General features: G+C 56.1%; 15 protein-coding genes and 3 pseudogenes. 5 read left to right on the forward strand and 13 right to left on the reverse strand.

Annotated elements, in window-relative coordinates:
• Positions 1 to 93: 93 nt before the first annotated feature.
• A pseudogene (locus NSQ78_RS19010) lies at positions 94 to 201 on the reverse strand (transposase); the annotation flags it as partial.
• 84 nt (positions 202 to 285) lie between these two features.
• Between NSQ78_RS19010 and NSQ78_RS19015 the strand changes: the two are divergent.
• Positions 286 to 1320 (forward strand): site-specific integrase, encoded by a 1035-nt coding sequence (locus NSQ78_RS19015; protein ID WP_049439379.1) that lies wholly within the window; start codon positions 286 to 288, stop codon positions 1318 to 1320.
• A gap of 23 nt (positions 1321 to 1343) precedes the next feature.
• On the opposite strand, the gene NSQ78_RS19020 is transcribed toward NSQ78_RS19015, so the two are convergent.
• The 7 genes and pseudogenes from NSQ78_RS19020 to NSQ78_RS19050 all read right to left on the reverse strand — a co-directional run bounded on the left by NSQ78_RS19020 (position 1344) and on the right by NSQ78_RS19050 (position 9831).
• Positions 1344 to 1904 (reverse strand): ATP/GTP-binding protein, encoded by a 561-nt coding sequence (locus NSQ78_RS19020; RefSeq protein ID WP_049439368.1) that lies wholly within the window; start codon positions 1902 to 1904, stop codon positions 1344 to 1346.
• On the reverse strand, positions 1897 to 2475 hold the full coding sequence (locus tag NSQ78_RS19025) for a hypothetical protein (protein WP_153643736.1): 579 nt from the start codon (positions 2473 to 2475) through the stop codon (positions 1897 to 1899). The genes NSQ78_RS19020 and NSQ78_RS19025 overlap by 8 nt, the downstream gene beginning before the upstream one ends.
• 474 nt (positions 2476 to 2949) lie before the next feature.
• Complete coding sequence (locus NSQ78_RS19030) at positions 2950 to 3309, reverse strand: hypothetical protein (RefSeq protein WP_049439369.1); 360 nt, start codon at positions 3307 to 3309, stop codon at positions 2950 to 2952.
• A gap of 69 nt (positions 3310 to 3378) precedes the next feature.
• Positions 3379 to 3819: a roadblock/LC7 domain-containing protein gene (locus NSQ78_RS19035; RefSeq protein ID WP_080355721.1), complete on the reverse strand. Its 441-nt coding sequence runs from the start codon at positions 3817 to 3819 to the stop codon at positions 3379 to 3381.
• A 419-nt stretch (positions 3820 to 4238) separates the two neighbouring features.
• Positions 4239 to 6314 carry a bifunctional diguanylate cyclase/phosphodiesterase gene (locus tag NSQ78_RS19040; RefSeq protein ID WP_049439371.1) on the reverse strand — a complete coding sequence of 692 codons (2076 nt, stop codon included), beginning with the start codon at positions 6312 to 6314 and terminating at the stop codon, positions 4239 to 4241.
• 70 nt (positions 6315 to 6384) lie between these two features.
• Positions 6385 to 8274, reverse strand: a pseudogene (locus tag NSQ78_RS19045) (methyl-accepting chemotaxis protein); the annotation flags it as partial.
• A 411-nt stretch (positions 8275 to 8685) separates the two neighbouring features.
• Positions 8686 to 9831, reverse strand: coding sequence for an IS30 family transposase (locus NSQ78_RS19050; protein WP_125899122.1), 1146 nt, complete (start codon positions 9829 to 9831; stop codon positions 8686 to 8688).
• Between the two features lie 67 nt (positions 9832 to 9898).
• On the opposite strand from NSQ78_RS19050, the pseudogene NSQ78_RS19055 reads away from it, so the two are divergent.
• The 4 genes and pseudogenes from NSQ78_RS19055 to NSQ78_RS19070 all read left to right on the forward strand — a co-directional run.
• Positions 9899 to 10792, forward strand: a pseudogene (locus NSQ78_RS19055) (IS3 family transposase); the annotation flags it as partial.
• A complete protein-coding gene (locus NSQ78_RS19060; protein ID WP_164146006.1) occupies positions 10793 to 11284 on the forward strand; it encodes a DUF4113 domain-containing protein in 492 nt (163 codons plus the stop codon).
• A 62-nt stretch (positions 11285 to 11346) separates the two neighbouring features.
• Positions 11347 to 12795 (forward strand): hypothetical protein, encoded by a 1449-nt coding sequence (locus tag NSQ78_RS19065; RefSeq protein ID WP_339207191.1) that lies wholly within the window; start codon positions 11347 to 11349, stop codon positions 12793 to 12795.
• A gap of 254 nt (positions 12796 to 13049) precedes the next feature.
• On the forward strand, positions 13050 to 13799 hold the full coding sequence (locus NSQ78_RS19070; RefSeq protein ID WP_164145920.1) for a MobA/MobL family protein: 750 nt from the start codon (positions 13050 to 13052) through the stop codon (positions 13797 to 13799).
• Positions 13800 to 13901: 102 nt separating this feature from the next.
• Here the strand turns inward: NSQ78_RS19070 and NSQ78_RS19075 are convergent, their stop codons facing one another.
• The 5 genes from NSQ78_RS19075 to NSQ78_RS19095 form a co-directional block, all read right to left on the reverse strand.
• Positions 13902 to 15359 carry a YfjI family protein gene (locus NSQ78_RS19075; protein ID WP_164145919.1) on the reverse strand — a complete coding sequence of 486 codons (1458 nt, stop codon included), beginning with the start codon at positions 15357 to 15359 and terminating at the stop codon, positions 13902 to 13904.
• Positions 15356 to 15697, reverse strand: coding sequence for a hypothetical protein (locus tag NSQ78_RS19080; protein WP_143599422.1), 342 nt, complete (start codon positions 15695 to 15697; stop codon positions 15356 to 15358). The genes NSQ78_RS19075 and NSQ78_RS19080 overlap by 4 nt, the downstream gene beginning before the upstream one ends.
• A 2-nt stretch (positions 15698 to 15699) precedes the next feature.
• Positions 15700 to 16185, reverse strand: a complete 486-nt coding sequence (locus NSQ78_RS19085) for an AlpA family phage regulatory protein (RefSeq protein WP_156785743.1) — start codon at positions 16183 to 16185, stop codon at positions 15700 to 15702.
• Positions 16186 to 16324: 139 nt separating this feature from the next.
• The gene (locus NSQ78_RS19090) at positions 16325 to 17212 is read right to left on the reverse strand and encodes a hydrolase or metal-binding protein (RefSeq protein ID WP_164145918.1); all 888 of its coding nucleotides are present in this window, start codon (positions 17210 to 17212) and stop codon (positions 16325 to 16327) included.
• Positions 17206 to 18195, reverse strand: a complete 990-nt coding sequence (locus NSQ78_RS19095; protein WP_164145917.1) for a lambda-exonuclease family protein — start codon at positions 18193 to 18195, stop codon at positions 17206 to 17208. Before NSQ78_RS19095 ends, NSQ78_RS19090 begins: the two co-directional genes overlap by 7 nt.
• Between the last annotated feature and the right edge of the window lie 17 nt (positions 18196 to 18212).

Raw genomic sequence — 18212 nt, forward strand, 5'->3', positions numbered from 1 at the left:
AGTGCAACTGTTGATCATGTTGCATTGACGGGTTGAACTCACCGCGGCTTTTTTTAGGATGTCGCGCTCCTCGGTCACCCGCCGCAGCTCAGCCTTGAGCCGCTTGGCATCGGACACGCTCATGCCGCCGAACTTGCTGCGCCACAGGTAGTACGAGGCTTCGCTGAAGCCATGTCGGCGGCATAAGTCCTTGACCGCCATGCCGGCGTCGGCTTCACGCAGGAAACCGATGATCTGTTCTTCGGAAAAGCGTTTCTTCACGTCCAATCTCCTGGTCAGGTGGGATTGGACTCCAATTCGCCGTGCTACTCAAAACCGGGGGGACGTCGGGTCCAGGCCGCCGCCGCCTCGGCCAACACCACCCGCAGCTATGCCAGTGCCCTGCGCTACTGGGCTGGCTGGTTCCAGGGACGCTACGGGGAGTCGTTGGCACTGCCGGTGCCGGAGGCGGCGGTGATCCAGTTCATCGTCGACCATCTGCCCCGCCGCACTCACACTGGTCAGGCCTGGGAACTGCCAGCGGAGCTGGATGCGCTGCTGGTGACCAGTGGCCTCAAGAAACGTCCGGGACCGTGGTCGCTGGCTACCGTGGTGCACCGCGTCGCCGTGCTATCCACGGCGCACCGGTTGCGTCAGGTCGTCTCCAACCCAGCCGAATCCCCCGCCGTGCGCCACCTTTTGGCTCGTAGCCGGCGCGCGGCGGTCAAACAAGGCGTGCGGCCTCGCAAGAAGACCGCACTGTCCCGCGCCGAGCTCGAGGCCCTGCTCGCGACCTGCGACCAGTCGCTGGAAGGCCTACGCGATCGTGCCCTGCTCTGCTTTGGCTTTGCTTCCGGCGGGCGCCGGCGCAGCGAGATCGCTGCCGCCGACTTGGCTGATCTCAGGGCGCTGCCTGAGGGTGGTTACGTCTACTGGTTGGGCCACAGTAAGACGCAGCAGGCCGGCCCGACCGCCGGCTCGAGCCCGGACAAGCCTGTGCTGGGGGCGGCCGCGCAGGCACTGTCTGCCTGGTTGCATGCCGCGGCCTTTACCGAGGGGCCGATCTTCCGCCGCCTCTGGGGCCCGCGCGTGGGGCCGGGGCTCAGCGACAAGGCCGTGGCGACGATCATTCAGCGGCGTGCACGCATGGCCGGGCTGGAGGGAGATTTCGGCGGCCATAGTCTGCGCTCGGGGTTCGTCACCGAAGGCGCTCGCCAAGGCATTGCCCTGCCCGCTCTGATGGCCATGACTGAACACCGGGCCGTGTCCAGTGTGATCGGGTACTACCAAGCCGGCGAGGCAAGCCAGAATCCCGCCGCCCGGCTATTAGATGTTCTATAGCCTTTGCATCTCTACCCGCACAGTCAGACTGTATGCCCTTGGCTTAACTGCGATCCCGCATGTTGGTAAGAAAGTAGGGTCTTGATCAAAAACTCGACCTGAGTCGTAACGCGCGCATCGACTTTCATCACCGGCATTCGGAACCCACCGGCGTTAAGTGCGTCACGGAATGTAGTGAGTTGGAAGCTTGGCGCCAAATCACTTTTCGTCACGCCCACAACGAAACTCGCCTCCGGGGCGAGCACGCCGAAATCCTTCAACAGCTCTGATGTGCTGTCAACGGCATCACCTTGACATGCATTAACCAGAACGATGATTCCGATTGCACCCGTACAAACCATTGGCCACATAAAATTCAGATACTTCTGACCAGGAACTCCGTAGACATGCAGGAGTTCGCCATCGTCCAAGTCCACGCTGCTGTAGTCCAACGCCACCGTGGTCAAAGACTTCTCTTCTGTGGCATCGATACTTAACGGCATGTCAGTGCTGACCGGTTCAATGTCCGATATCGCACGGATGGCCGTGGTCTTGCCTGCTCCCATGCCGCCAACAAAGACGAGTTTGTTGCCGTAGTTATCCATGAGCTTTCCCAAAAAGTTTCAGACCAAAACGCTTTGCCATTCGCAACAAAGTTTCGGCGTGGCGCGAGGCAACGGCGCGCACACTTGCTCCCGGATCAGATAGAGATGCTTCCAAGCCGCTTAGGCGAACGAGCGCCATGATCCTCTGCACTTCGTCAACGCTCTCGTTCGCCACCGAAGCCAGAGAACCGGCGCGCCAAGATTGGCCATCGAGGTAAGCGAGCGCCAAGGCCCATGAGGCCGGCGTGGCGCCGACGTCCAGGTCTGGCCACGTCCGCAAGCGAAGCTCATCAGTGACGAGAGGCAGGTCTTCGTTTGAAAGATAAGGCAATAGGCGCCACCACAAGGTCTCTGTCTCGTAGCTGCGCGTGACATCAGGCAGGTAGACGGACTTCCATTCGTCTTCTGTTAGTTCCCTCACACGCCAATCGGACTTTACGGCACACCCTAGGAGCTCATTCAACGGCATCCGTCGCAGCATATGCACTTGTCCATTGCGGGTATCGCTGACCAGTCGAAAAAGGCCAAGTTCTAGTAGCGTGCGCTTCTCTCTACGGCGATCAAGACGCATGTGCTCCAGCATAGGCTGAACAAGTGGCACATCCCATGCCGATGGCTGACTCATCGCCCTGGATGGACTGCTCTTAAGACTGGACTTCAGTACATCCACGAACTCTCGAACTGTCGCCAGCCTCGGTAGAGCCTGCGTGGTGCCAGAGGCAACCGGCGCCCCATGCAAGCGAATTGAAGGCACGTTGTCCTGCCTTGCGGATTGGATCGCATGGCGGCCAGCATGGCTTGTCTCGTCTGCTACCAACAGTGCGGCGGGCTCTGCACCCCACTCAACTAGGCGTACGGTGAGGCGCTCGGCCGCGAGCAACGAACACGCCAACTTAAGGCGTGTGGCTGGCAATAACTCCAAACCGGCCATCGCGACGGTGAAATCGTAAGATGTGGGGGAGAACATGGACTTGAAGGTGATGAGGGGTGCCGATCAAGGCGTTGCGCACCACCGGCCGCAAGTTCAGCCGGTGGTGCCTCGGAATCAGCTGAAATCCAGCTTTTTCTCGAAGCTTTTCAGCTCGTGACGCGCCATGGCCAGGTTTGCCCGCGCACGGTCAAGCACCACGTAGAGGAACAATGTCGGATTGCTCTCCAGCGGGCGAATAATGTGGTACTGCTTGCTCAGCGAGATCAGGATATCTTCGATGGTATCGTCCAGTGCCAACTGCTCGGCAACACGACGCTTGCTGCGCACAACATCGCTGTTACCAGCAGCTGCTACTTCCAGATTCAGGTTGCCACCGCCGAGCGTGGCCATCGCCATCCCGCTATCGCTGTCAACAAGGGCAACGCCCACAAAGCCTGTGATCTGGCCGAGACCGTCAAGGTTCAACTTCGACATCTTCTTCTTTCCTTAGGGTTGGTGAATCGACCTCCCTGATGCAGGGAGGAACATGTGAGTGCATCGGGACTACTTCGGCATCAGAGCCGAAATTCGAGTAGCGCATTCGCGAGCGGCAAACAGGAGCACCGCCACATTGATATCGAATGTGCCTAGTGCAGCTAATGTCATAGGCTTGGCGTGATCCATTCGAATCAGCACCATGTTTCCTTGACGTGTCGCGATGGTTGCGTAGTCTGCCGCAGCCAAACCAAGCTCTTTGACTACCGTCTCTCCCAAGGTAAGGAAAGAGTTGGTCATTGCAGCTAGCCGTCGTGGATCACTGCCGTGCTCATCAAGCGCAGCCAAAGCACGCCCGTCTGCAGTGGTTAGCAGCAGCATTGAAACGCCGGGAGTCCGCTGCTTCGCGCGCCGAAACTCCTGCAGCAAAACTTCCTTGTCGACTTGCGGGACTTCATGGCTTTTGTCTCCCATGACGCTAAGAACCTTCTCAATGGTGGCTGTATGCAAGGCGTACTCTCCTGTACGGATCCTGTTGAGCAGGAACCATGCCAAGTAGTGGGTTGTGATAAATGGCACTGCTAGCGGCGCAATCAGTGATACGCGGCGCGCGAGAATGACGCTGTGCGTCACAAATGTTAGTGAAATTCACATTTCACGACAACCACCGTCACATTCATAAATGGTGGAGCGCCTTCCCGTAGGACAAACCAAAGCGGTTGCCAAGCCTCACAAACCATAGCGGAGGCCGAGAGAACTGGAGGGGGTGGGCGCTCTTTACTAGCGAGCGTCTAGTTCTGGACTGGCCATCTTGGCCACATACGCCAATTGGTACCAAATTGGCATCTACCGCTAGAGGTCAGTCAGCGAAGAGGTCAGAGCCGGCAGCTATGAACCTCTCACTGAAGTGCTAAGGGCACTGATACCACTCAGCCCTTTGAGCGAACGTTTGCAAACAGATGCGTTAGTTGATTCGGCTCTAGGGGGCGCGACAATAAGTAACCTTGATACACATCGCAGCCCAGCTGTTTGAGATGTTCGCGCTGCCCTTGGGTTTCTACACCCTCTGCAACAACACGTAGATTCAGCGCTCGCCCCAACGCAACTATTGAGGCAACGATGGCAGCATCTTCAGAGTTCGATTCCAGATCGGTGATGAAGGCGCGATCGATTTTTAGCTCTGTTGCAGGCAATCGCTTCAGATACAGGAGGCTTGAATAGCCGGTACCGAAATCATCGATAGCAATCTGTACACCCATTGCCGTAAGTTCGTCCAAGACCCTCAAAGTTGCGTCGGCATCGCGCATGGCCGTCGTCTCTGTAATCTCGAGCGTAAGCAAACCAGGGCCAAGATTATTGCTTTCTAATGCCATCCTTACCGTATCGATAAGGGCGGCTGAAGAGAACTGAAGCGGCGATAGATTGATCGCCACACTCGGAACCTGGTATCCATCGTTCTTCCATTCCCTTGTTTGCCGACAAGCCTCATTCAGGACCCAGTCGCCCAGTGCCAGAATCAACCCGCTGCGCTCCGCGACTGGAATAAATTCACTTGGCTGCAAGAGACCATGCTCTGGATGACACCAACGGACAAGTGCTTCCAAGCCAACCAACGAGCAATCTGGGCCGGCGAATTTTGGCTGGTAATGTAGAACAAGTTCTTTACGATCTATGGCCCTTCGTAGGTCGCTCAAAAGCTCAAGCTGTTGATGAGCGCTGACGTTCATGGAAGGCGAATAGAACGTATATCCGTTCCTGCCATTGTTCTTAGTGTGGTACATCGCTGCGTCGGCATGTGCCACTAGCTCTCGCTCAGTGGCTCCGTCGGAAGGATACATAGCCACGCCAATGCTAGCTGTGACATGCACTTCAGCAGACTCGATACTAATAGAGAGGGCTACTGTGTCGATTATCCTCTGAGCTACAACAGCAGCATCCTGAGAATCACTGGTGGGCACGATCAAGACGAACTCATCGCCGCCCATGCGCGAAAAAGTGTCTTGGCTTCGAAGCAATTCGCGGATCCGTTCAGCGACGCTCAGGAGAAGGGCATCGCCGGCTTGGTGACCATAGGCGTCGTTTATGCTCTTGAATCCGTCCAAATCAAGAAACATGACAGCAAACTGTTCGCGTTTTCGCTGTGCCTTCTCAATAGACTGTTTAAGTCGATCCTGAAGGAGAACGCGATTGGGAAGCCTTGTCAGCGGATCATGTAGAGCGGCCTGCACGAGTTGATCGTGTGCACGCGCCAACGACCTGGAAAGATGGCGCGTTCTTAGATGCATTTGGCGATCCAGCACCGATACGATCAATGCAACTCCCATAATCGCGACCGTAGTGACAACTACCAAGACTGCCAGCCAATGTGCTGGCACACCACCATCACGCGCTGCACCGCACCAGCTGCCCGGCAAGAACCGCGCAGCAGCCATGCCAGTGTAGTGCATGCCTACGATCGCAAGCCCCATGATCACGGCCGCAACAAAGCGCCAACGGTATTGTCCGCGCGCACCTGCTCTAAGACGAAAGGCAATCCATAGCGCGGTGCCTGACGCTGCGATTGCGATCAAAATGGACAAGACGAACCAAGTGGGGTCGTACTCTATTCCGGGCTGCATCTGAAGCGCAGCCGTGCCCAGGTAGTGCATCATCGCGATGCCGAGCCCCATAAGGATCGCGCCAAGCATCAGCCTGCTAACCGGGAGCTTGGGCCTGGAGACCAGCCAGAGCGCGAAAACCGACGCGCCGATCGCGGCAATCATCGAATAAAGTGTAATGGCAAGGTCGTAACCGAGCGGTATCGGTAAGTCGAACGCCAACATCCCGACGAAATGCATCGACCAAATGCCTAGGCCCATCGCAAGGGAGCCGCCGATCAACCACCAGCGCGACGCGACGCCCTTAGTTGCAGCCACCCGGCCTGCCATGTCCAATGCAGTGTAGGAAGCGAGAATTGCTACAAGAAGCGAAAGTAGAACCAGAATATCATTGTAAGTTCCAGACATAGCGTATCCATACAGTCCAGCGGCATTAGTTCTTAGCGAAGATCAGCGATCTAACTCAGTTACTAAATTTCTAGGCAGCAGAAGAAGCGATGTTAGAAGAGTCACTGTTCGATGCCCCTCCACTGCTCGCGACCATACTGAAAAGCGCCTCAGCCTGCGCCTCTAATGCCCGGGCAGAGCAAGAAATCCCATCGATCAGACGCGTGTCCTGTTGAACGCGCTTGTTGATTGCTTGCAATGCTTGGTTGGCGCTCTGAACGCCTTCACTCTGCTGCTGACTCGCGCCCGCAATCTGTTCGACGGTTGCCGTTACTTTGAGAACAGCGCCGAGAACTTCTTGCATGACATTGCCGGCTTGCATGATCAAGCGCGTTCCATCAGTCACTTGATCTCTAGCGCTTCCAATCAGGTCGCGTATTTCCTTAGCAGAAACGCTGCAGCGTTGCGCCAGGCTTCTGACTTCCTGCGCCACCACGGCAAATCCTCGCCCTTGCTCTCCTGCGCGAGCCGCTTCCACGGCTGCATTTAACGCAAGAATATTGGTTTGGAACGAGATGCCGTCAATGACTCCGATTATTTGCGCCATGCGCTCGTTGGCTGCCCTAATCTCTTCTGAAGTCGTAACGACTTCCGAGATCACTGCGACTCCACGCTTAGCGGCATCCGCAGAGCTCTTGGCTACCTGGCGGGCATCGTCAGCATGTTGGGAGTTGGCGCGCACATTGTGGGCTAATCCTTCAATCGACTCTGAAGTCTGGCGGACAAACTCAGATTGAGACATAGAGCGTCCTGCCAGATCATGGTTGCTAGCAGCGATGCCACGAGCAGCGGTACGCACGTTCTGTGCGATATCCGTGGCTTGAATCACCAGTTGACGCATTTCGTGGGCGGAGCGGACTTGCTCTGTCACGTCCGTTGCATACTTAACTACCTTAAATGGATGTCCGGAAGCGTCAAAAATCGGATTGTAGGAAGCTTGGATCCATATTTCCTGACCGAGCTTTCCGAGGCGCCTGTACCGACCAACATCGTATTCACCACGCCCTAGCTTTCCCCAGAAATTTCGATATTCTTCCGAGCGCCCATAGTCTGCATCCACAAAAATGCTGTGATGCTTTCCGCGAACCTCGTCTAGCCGATAGCCCATCGCAGCCAAGAAGTTCTCGTTGGCATCGAGTATCAGTCCGCTCATCGAGAATTCGATGACTGACATGACTTTTCCGATTGCCTTTATGCGCCCCTCTGCATCCGCAGAGATCGTCACCTGTTCTGTAATGTCGGTAGCGTACTTAATCACCTTGTACGGCAAGCCTGAAGAATCTAGTACAGGATTGTACGAAGCCTGTATCCAGACATCCCGATTCCCTTTTGCCACTCGTTTGTAGCGACCGGCATCAAACCTTCCTTGACTGAGTTTCCGCCAGAATTCAGCGTACCCCTCAGAATTCTTGGTGTTGAGATCGACAAAGATGCTGTGATGCCTGCCCTGGATCTCATCCAATCGATAACCCATCGTATTTAGAAAATTCTGATTGGCGCTCAGGATAGTCCCCTCCAGCGAGAACTCAATTGAAGCCATAACTTTGTCGATAGCATCAATGCGCCCTTCGTACTCACTCGTTCGATGCATCTGATCGGTGATGTCAGTCGCGTACTTGACGACTTTGTATGGCTTTCCAGCTTTGTCCAGAAGCGGGTTATATGAAGCGTTTAACCACACTTCTCGTCCGCCTTTTCCAACGCGGCGAAAACGACGAGCTTCGAAGTTCCCGGCTCGGAGACTGTCCCAGAATGTCCGGTAGTCGCCATCGATACGTTCTGATGGCGGCACAAACATGCTGTGATGCTGTCCTTTGAGCTCATCAAGACTGTAGCCCATGATGTTCAAGAAGTTCTGGTTGGCGTGCAGGACTCTGCCCTCCAGATCAAACTCGATGACGGCCATCACGCGATTGACGGCAGTAATTTGAGAACGCTCATCCTGGCACCCGACAAGAAAACGGCTTCGGGCCCGTGCCTGCTTTAAGAATGAGCGCATCTCGCAATCCTGTAGAATTTTTATCGATATTCCTCCCCTTAGCGGCCCCGCTTGGCTGAACTTTAAGGGTCCGATCCGACAGCAAGTGACCGAAAGTTATCGCGAGGGCCTTTTCTGCCCAACGGGCGCAGCTGCGGATGGACCCAAGCCGTCGTAGAGAGGGTCGGCCTCGGCAATGAACTGCCATCGCCCACTACTGGTATCGCCGCTCTCTAGTGCAAAGATTGGCTTGCCGCGCACACGCGCACCCTATGGCAATACCGTAAGGATGGCGCATGTACCCTATGTTGCATACTAAGATATTCTTAGTTTTCAAGCAACCATCCGGTGAGTTCAACCCGTCGACGCAACGGCTTGGCTCAGCTTAGCGGCTGGCGTCTGGAAGCCCAAGGTCTTACGAGGTCTTTCGTTGAGACGTCTGGCGATCTTGTTCAAGAATGCCTGCGAATGGCGGGATAGATCCGTGCCGTCGGGGAAGTACTGCCGCAGAAGGCCATTGGTGTTTTCGTTCGAACCGCGCTGCCAAGGGCTTTGCGGATCGCAGAAGTAGACCTGCGTGTCGGTCGCCACGGTGAAGTTCTTGTGGCTGGCCATCTCACCGCCTCGATCCCACGTCAGCGATTTTCGCAGCGCGGTTGGCAGTGTTTTCACTTGCCGGCTCAGCGCCGAGACGACGCTGCTGGTGTCCTTACCCTTCACTTTCACCAGCATCACGAAGCGCGAGTGCCGTTCCACAAGCGTCGCGATGTGGGAATTGTTGCTGCCCGTGATCAGATCACCCTCCCAATGCCCTGGCACGGCGCGATCTTCGACTTCCGCCGGACGCTCCCGAATCGATACCGCGTCGATGATCCCGCCGCGAGGCATCGCGGTGGCCAGCTTTGAGTGGCGCATACGGCGACGCGTGCGCAGGTGCGCCAGGAGTTCCTTCTTGAGCAGGCCGCGCGCCTGGATGAACAAGCTCCGGTAGATCGTTTCGTGCGACACCTGCAGTGCCTGGTTGAGCGGGAACCTCAGCTTAAGCCAGCCGGCGATCTGTTCCGGCGACCACTGCTGGCCCAGCTTGCAAGCCACCAACCAGCGCAGACGAGGGTTATCGGCCAACCGGCAAGACTGTGGCCTCCGGGCTGCCTCCCAAGCGGCCTCATCGGCATGTGCGGCCCGATATCGGTCACGGCCACCATGCCGTGCCACTTCCCGGCTAATCGTCGAGGTAGGCCGCCCTAGGCTGAGCGCAATCTGGCGAAACGACTGGCCAGAAGCTAGGCATCGAGATATCTCTTCGCGATCCATTAAGCTCAGCGACCGGGCGGATCGGCGACGTTCCCTCGGCGCGATCCCGCCTTGCGCGGCCAGAACCCCGAAAATCGAACCCGGATTCTTGTCAAAGAAGCGGGCAATGTCGCTGAGCGACTGGCCGCCCTTCCATCGTCGCCATAGATCTCGCTTCTGGGCTCGAGACATGCCGGGCCGCCCCATCCTTGCCATATCGTTCGCTCCTATCAGTGCAACTGTTGATCATGTTGCATTGACGGGTTGAACTCACCGCCGCGTACTTTGCCAAGGGGTAAGGGCGAAGTACGCGTTCATGCGTGCGCACGTCCGCGAGTTCCGTCTGGTGGCGATGTGCCGGGTGCTTGGCGTGCAGCGCAGCGGCTACTACGCCTGGCTGCGCCATGGCGCCAGCGCTCGCGAGCGCGAGGATCAGCGTCTGCTGGGACTGATCAAGCATCACTGGCTGGCCAGCGGCACGGTGTACGGCTACCGCAAGATCACCCTGGACCTGCGCGAGGCCGGCGAGCGCTGCAGCCGGCACCGCGTCCTTAGGCTGATGAAGGCAGAAGGCCTGCGTGCGCAGGTCGGGTATGGCCGCAAGCCGCGCCATCGCGGCGGCCCCGTGGGCCTGGTGACCAATGTGCTCAACCGGGACTTCACGCCAGAGGCCCCGAACAAGGTCTGGGTCACGGACATCACCTACATCCGCACTTACGAAGGTTGGCTGTTCCTGGCGGCAGTGATGGACCTGTATTCGCGCCAGATCGTGGGCTGGGCGACGGCGCCGACGATGACCAGCGATCTGGTGCTGCAGGCGCTGGTGGCGGCGGCTTGGCGGCGCAAGCCGGGCCCAGGCGTGCTGGTGCATTCGGATCAGGGCTGTCAGTTCACCAGCAGCGATTGGCAGTCGTTCCTGAAAGCGCACCGGATGGTGCCGAGCATGAGTCGTCGCGGGAACTGCCACGACAATGCCGTTGCAGAGAGTTTCTTCAGCGTCTTGAAGAAGGAGCGGATCAAGCGACGGATCTACCCGACACGCGCCATGGCAGCATCGGACGTGTTCGACTACATCGAGATGTTCTACAACCCGATCCGCCGGCATGGTTCCGCTGGCGGCGTGTCACCGGTAGAGTTTGAAAGGCGCTACGCGCAGAGCGGCAACTGAGTGTCTACAGAACTCTGGCCGGTCCAAGGTGCACTGTGGGTCTGGCTGGACGGCAACCCCTTCAAGGGCGATTCGTTCCATGCCAGCAGAGCCGCACCTTTCCCCTTTCCTACGCAGGACACAGGGGAAGTCCTACGGACAGTGCGACGCCTGGCCAAGTCGATAATGGATCAGGCAGACCGTGGCCAAGGCATCCAGGCCTATAAACGTGGAGGTGTGGGTCTGACCAACTTGGTACAGGCTGAAGCCCGTCAGGCAGACCTCTTCGTTGGCCCTAACGAGAAAGCCGAACGCACCATGGCCGTGCTGGACCAGATCAATGCGAAGTTCGGCAGAGGCACTGTGGGAGTAGGCAACGTGGGCTGGCGGGTTGGTGGAGCCAGACTTGGAGAGCAGTCCAACGTGACTATCAACGCTCAATGGCGACCCATATTGCATTCGTTGTCGCCCAGCTATACAACGAAGTGGGGCGACCTTCTGCAGGTGCGCTGACAAGGATCGGCGAAATAGCGATCATCAAACACTAGACACAACCAAAAGGATGGTGGTTGAAAATGGAAAACAGCAACATCGAATCAGGGAAGTACAAGCCGCGCTTTGACTTCGAAAAAGATCAAAAAACACATCCGCCTGAGACTGGAAGTATCAGCGAGCTTTTGGAAGAGCTCAACTATGAGATAGCGCATGCATCAGATGGCAGCAAAGCCAAACACTCTAATGCTTCAGGGAAAACAATAACCCGCAAGGAGCTTAAAGGAGTCATTGACTTCATAAACTCCACATTGGGACAAGAGATTCCTACTGGGAACTGTACACTTCCACTCTCCACCCTAAAAACAATCAAGCTCCTCTACAGCAAGAACGACTCCAGCGACACCCAGCTGCTTCAAAGAATCTCGAAACCAGGTACCATTAAGGCCACCTTCGAGCACTGGACAGAACGCAACTCTCCAAGAAACGAAAAAACCATCAAAGCAGCATCGCATCTCATGTCCACACTTGAGCTTGAGATAGACGAGGAAAGACGAAAGCACATACACACCAACAGGCTCACGCCTTCGAAACTTCTTGAATACTACGCCAGGCAAATAAAGGAACTTATTGACCCCATCTACACAGCTTTCGCCGGCGATGATGAAGCCATAGCAAGCGCTTTTATGTTTGGCGCACATCAAATAGAAAGCTATCAACCCTCATCACTCCTGACCAGCAAAGAAGCCGCCCCCATCTACGAAAGACTATACATCTATTTGATAACCCTTCCATTCTTGCACTTCGTTGGCGAGTATCAACGAATTATCGAATCAGAAAACGAAGCGTTAAGTAAATACAAGATAGAGCCACTCTTCGCTCACGCCCTCTCCTCACCGTCAGAGAGCGATGACCTATTGCGACCTGTCACATCACTCGCAACTATTCACTCTTTCCTGAAAACCCATGCAAAGGAGCTGGCACGTCTGGTTCACCAAGCCACTGGTGAAGAATTTAGATCCAGCGAAATCCCAAACATAGCTGACGAAACGCAGAAGGTTCTGCATGCCTATGTCTTCCACGAATGGCACAGAACAGATCCCGAGGCCGTCAATATCTCAATGGCAGACTGCATCGCAGCCATATCAGCCATAAAGATACAAAAGAAGATAAAAACGAAGTACACGCCCTACTGGAAAGGGCAGATCTCTAGTGAAAAAACGGTATCTCGTCTACTGAGCCACCTGGATCCATCAAGAGACATCGGAGAGCTGTATGAAGAGGATTACATTCCGCAAGGCGCAATGATTACTCTCTATCATCGATACTGCATCGTCTTCTCATTACTATTCGGACGCAACAACCGAATGGAAGCATTCATGAAATTTCAGCTCGCCTACCTGAAACACATGACCATAGCTCATTCTCACTTCGATCTCGTAGCAGGCAACGAATACGAGACAAAGATCAACATGTTTTGCGAAGACTTGATTCAGTACATTGAAGATCAAGCCACTTCGCATGCAATGTAATTTTTAACTTGCATCACCCTTATACATATGTAGAAACTCACTCACGTCCTTCGAAGTAACAACACGAAGAACGAAAGGCATCGAAGGGAATAGAATCAAATAGAACTTACGATAGATTACAGGCAGGGTATGGTACGCGCACTTACCCTTTCTATCTAATCACAACAATCTTCGATCATGAGTATCTACCGGTAGCCGACAAGAATCACTCTTGTCGGCTTTTTTATTCTCCTTAGAGAAAGGGTGATACAGCAATGGCAAGCTTCCATTACAGCATCAAAAGTGGAAAGAAAGGCAGCGCACGCAGGCACGCCAACTATATCGATCGTAAAGGATCTCATAGTGACAAGGAGGACCTTATCCAAACAGGACATGGGAACATGCCCGAATGGGCAGGAGATGATCCGAAACGGTTCTGGAGCGTTGCTGACAAGCATGAGCGTGCCAACGGAGCAGTGTACCGAGAACATGAAATCACTCTTCCGAGTGAGCTCAGTACTGAACAGCAGGTCGAACTTGCCGACCGGCTTGCAAAGAATCTCGCAGGGATCAAACCCTACCAATACGCGCTTCATGCTCCTGAAGGAAAACTCGGTGGCGATCCGAACCCGCACATCCATCTGATGTGCTCGGACAGACTGCCTGATGGCATCCCACGTACACCTGAACAGACCTTCGCCCGCTACAACGCCAAGAGTCCTTCCGCAGGCGGATGCCGCAAGGATAGTGGCGGAAAGAGCCCAATGGAGTTGAAGCAGCAGGTGACTGCACAGCGAAAACTTGTAGCGGACACCCAGAATCAGTTCCTTGAAGAAAACGGTTATTCAACCCGCGTAGACCACCGCAGCTTGCGTGATCAAGGCATTGCCAGGTCCCCTGAGCGCCACCTCGGCCAACGCTTCGTCAAGGAGATGGCAGACGCCGAGAAGTCGCAGTATGCTCAATGTCGTAAAGCCGTGAAGGCAGCTTCAGCAGTTAAAAATCTGGGAGAGGTAAGTGCCTAACCCATCGATTCTGCGACAAAGTCGCAGAATCGCAATGGCACCTACTAAACACAGCAGAAAAGCCCCGGCCTATCGCCGGGGCCCTCTTGGCATCAAGGCCGCTTACAGCGTCCTCCGGTCAAAGTAGTGATTCATCAAGCGCAGATACGCCCTCTTGTCCCGGTACCCACTGCAGATCTGGATTGCCCCCTGGGCTTGAAGAAGCGAGATAGCTGCATTCAGCCTTGCTCGGTCACGTACAGGCCCACAGCGCAGAACTTGGTTCTTGGGTGCGCATGTATCGGAATAACGCCCCTGCCACCACCTTGTGGCGAGATAGCTCTCCAATGCTTGAGCATCAATCTGATCTTGAGCCAGCGCAAACGCGGGCGAGAACAGATGCTTGTACTCCTCAACATGCCACCGAACGATGTCGAAGGCACGATTGATCGTATCGAGGGTGATGTCACCACCCTCTCCACTGAAGTACTGCATCGACGCTGCGAGTCGAGCAACGATCTCCATGATCTTTGCCGCGAAGTCATTGATATCACTCAAGTACTCCCCGTCGCGCAGCAAAGACTCAGTTTCTGATGCCAGTGCTACCCAGCGTGCCCTGGCATCGATGGAGAAGGACACCACTTCACGAGTAATGACTCCCGAAGCTGACAGCTCCTTGTACTTGTACAACAGCTCAGAGATCCGATCATGGAATGCCGGCAAATGCTCCCAAACCGGCTCCACGTCTTCGATCCGCCGATAACCCATCATGGAGCGAGGCCACGCAACCAGGTAGCGTGCCCAGTGTCCACTCCCCTTTGCGACAGAGCCTCGCCTATTGAGGAACTGCCTGAGTGGTTCGTACTGGGTCATGATGCTCACCGACACTCGCGGATTCATCGCAATCAGATGCTCGTTATCCGCACGGTCTAACGGCATCATTCCTGGCGAATCCCAGAGACGATTGAGCAGGCCCACATTCGCCATTGCCTCGCTCTTGAACAGCATATGACCTTCGTCAGTCGTGATGGCGATGGACTCACCATCACCCTGAACGGCCTCCATGATGGCCTTGGCCGTGATGTCCTGCCTCAGGAAGCAACGCAGGCGGGGCTGCAGAGGTTTCTTTTCTGAAAACCCCTTCAGCTGTGCCTCGAGTGCTTCGACAGACTTACCAGCAGCAACTGCTTTACTGATCGCGCTCCTCAGCCCCTTCATCTTGGCCGTCCAGAGTCCATAGTCGATCTCATAAGCCTCAGTCTGCTGCTTGAACGCAGCCATCGCCTTCGTGTCTGCATCGCGGAAAGGCGCCTGCAGCAGCTCGAACACCGTGGACTTGCGCTCACCAGACTCAGCCACAAGCATCAAGTTCTGGGTTACAGGCTTGATCTGTCCGGTCGGCAACTTGACATCAATCAGACCTTGGCACGCCATCGAAATGGCATTGATAAGACCCATGCCAACCATGGCGTCGGGAACTTGAACGTTGCGAAGGAGCTCAAGGCCTGCCTCACGAGCAACATGGTGAAAGGTTTCCAGGGGATATTTGGGGGCATAACGCTGCCAATTGGTTGTCATCATGCATCCTCCTCTGTCGAGCCAACCGCGGTCTGTTCTTCAACCTCAACCAACAGATGGCCACAGCTCTGGCACCGAGCAGCATCGCCCTCCGCATGGCGACGAAAACGCTCCTCCTTGAGCAGCTTGCGGAACTGAATCAGGTTCAGATCATGCTTGTACGCAGCATTGAACTGCTCTACCAAGATCTTCTTGCGCATCTTCTTTGCGATGTGCTGTTCCAGGATCGGATAGGCCTGCCTGAAGTCCTGCTCCAGCTTGCCCCTCCCCTTGGTCGACTGTTCACTCAAAGCGTGCGTGAGCGCGTCAAGCGGCGAAGAGTGGACTGCAAAATTAGCCATCATCACTTCTCCTCCTTCGCACGACGGAACTTCACTGCACGGCCTTCTACCCATGCCATTGCCTCATGCGTCCAGTAGAACTTCGGGGACAGTTCGCTGTCATAGAGCGGAATGCCCTTCGGGAAGTCCGGATCGGTCTTCATCAGCTCGTATGCCTTGCTCCTGCTGACGCGGAGCAGCTTGATCAGCTCCTTCAGACGCAGCGTCGGACTATCCGGCCAACCTGCTTTCCCAGCACTGTTGTTCTCTTCGGCCAAAGTCATGCTTTTGTCTACGCCCTGGCGCAGACTGGACGTCATGTGCTTCATTTGTTGATTCCTTCGTTGTGTTGAACGTTTCAGGAAGGAATCCGGCCGGTTTCCTATCGAAGGTGATTGGCCTCCGACGTGATCAGTGTCGATATGCTGCTGTTGGGGGTACAGGGAAAAAAAATCCAGGTTTTTTCCAGGGACGCGCACAACCGACCAGATCAAAGAAAAATCAAACACTTACATACCAGGGAGCTTTCGCTCCCTGGCATGTCTCGTCCTCTGCGCCCACAAACCGGTCCGTTCCATCCGATGTCCGCTCAGGACCTGAACTGCCTCTTGTCCGTACCTGATACAGATCCGTACCGGTACTGCTCCCCTACGACACCAACCGAGACGCTTGCGCTTCCAGCCTATCCTTGAGACTTTCCTTCGCAGGAGCCTGTGCAACCTCGCCATGCCCTGACGGATAAAACTCCTCGACCACAGCCGGCACGTCCTCATCCAAGTCCTCGAAGGCCCCGTTAGCGAAGCCCTGTCTCGCCGCCTCATCCAGGGCCGCTTGGTCGATGCCCGCTGCAGCTCTTGTTGCGTGTCGCTCAACCGCCTCTGCGACAGCCTGTTCGAGCGTCAGCCCGCTCCGAACCACCAGATCGACGTAGTAGATCGCTGATCGGTAGCTCATCGTCGTGGACTTGCCCCGCAGTTTCAGCTCGAGCGGCAGACAAGACAGCCTTCCGCCGGACACTGCACTGAGATAGTGCAGCCGTGCTGCCAGTGTGCGGATGGTGTTGTAGGAGGTGGTGCGCAGAACAAAGCTGCCCATCGCATCCCCCTCCCCGTCCCCAATGACCACATTCAAGCGGGCATAGGCTTTGCAGCCCCCACTGGCAAACTGGCACGCATCCGGACCAGGACAAGGCAACGTCTCCATGCCTTCTGGCCCAGCACGTCGACAGGTGTCTCCGTTGCCTACGCACAGCGGCCTTCCGTTCTCTCGATTGAACAGCGAGTAGTCCGCTCGCAGGTTCAGTGTTGGGTCGTCGAAGAGCAGCCGTACCGGGATGGATCGCAGCTTGTTACCCTCCGATGTCTTCCGTAGCTCCTCATCCAGTGGATGCAGTACCCAGCCCTCCCGGTTCTGCACCTGGCTGGTAAGGGTGAACTGATCGTCCTTTTCGGGTAGTCGCTTGCCATTGCGCTCCACTACCCGGCCAATGGAAATACGCCCAATCACGGGCGGTGTTATAGCCAGTCCCTTCAGCATGATTTGACCTCTTTGATCGTGGTGTTGATCCGGAAACGGCGCGAACCCGGACGGACGACCGTGCAGGCGGCAGCGATCTCCGGGTACTCGGCTGCAAGCCGCTTGGTGTCCAGGGACGTGCCATCCTTGCTGCGGCGGTAAATCACCTCCCCCAGCGAGCCAAACCTGGCAACGGAAGCGTCGCCCATGGCTTGCTGCAGCGTTTGTTTCAGCAGTTCTGCCTGCTGTTCTTGCCCTGCTACTGCCTCGTTGAGAGACACCAGGTTGGAGAACGTCTCGACCAGCGCCTCGTCCTGGCTGAAGTCGACAACCGTGTCTTTGCCCGGATACAGGCTCCGAAGCGCCCGAGCCGCCGATTCCGAGCCATCAGCCGGAGGTTCGATGTCATTGATGACGTGCTCCCAGAACCGGGCCTCCAATACCACCAAGCGGCTGATGATCTCTTCGTCTCGCTCAATACGGTGGATCCTTAGCGCCTGGCCACACAGCAGCACTGCCACATCTGCCGCCTGCTTCCCCGTCACTGCCAACTGATGCTGTACCTGCAGCTGCACGTACTCGGGAACCCCGTCTTTCCACAGCCGAGAGCCGAACTCCCCTGCTGTCTTGCACTCAAGAATTTGGACCGCCGGGGAACCAATTACCTCTCGATCGAGGTTGGCCAGCATGTGCGGAAAGGTCGGGTGCTGCAGAACGGCGTTGACCCGGCGTACCCGGTTCCCCGTGCGCTCCTGGTAGGCCGTGGCCACCATGGGTTCGAGCAGGGTTCCCCAGTAGCGGGGATCCTCTTGTCCAGGGGGGATCTCTTCCATCGGCTTGCGCCCCGTCTTCTCCTGCCACAGCTCCAGCTGGCTCTTGTAGGGGTTCAACCCGACGGCGGTGGCAGCATCCGAACTACCGATGCCGCCATTGCGGACCTCCAGCCACTGCTGGCGATCCAGTGAACGCGTATCAACCAAACGCAACGCGGTGTGCTTGCTCATTGGCAATCTCCGGAATA

Source organism: Stenotrophomonas sp. FSL W7-1447 (assembly GCF_037966425.1).
In the GTDB taxonomy this organism is placed as follows: domain Bacteria; phylum Pseudomonadota; class Gammaproteobacteria; order Xanthomonadales; family Xanthomonadaceae; genus Stenotrophomonas; species Stenotrophomonas pavanii.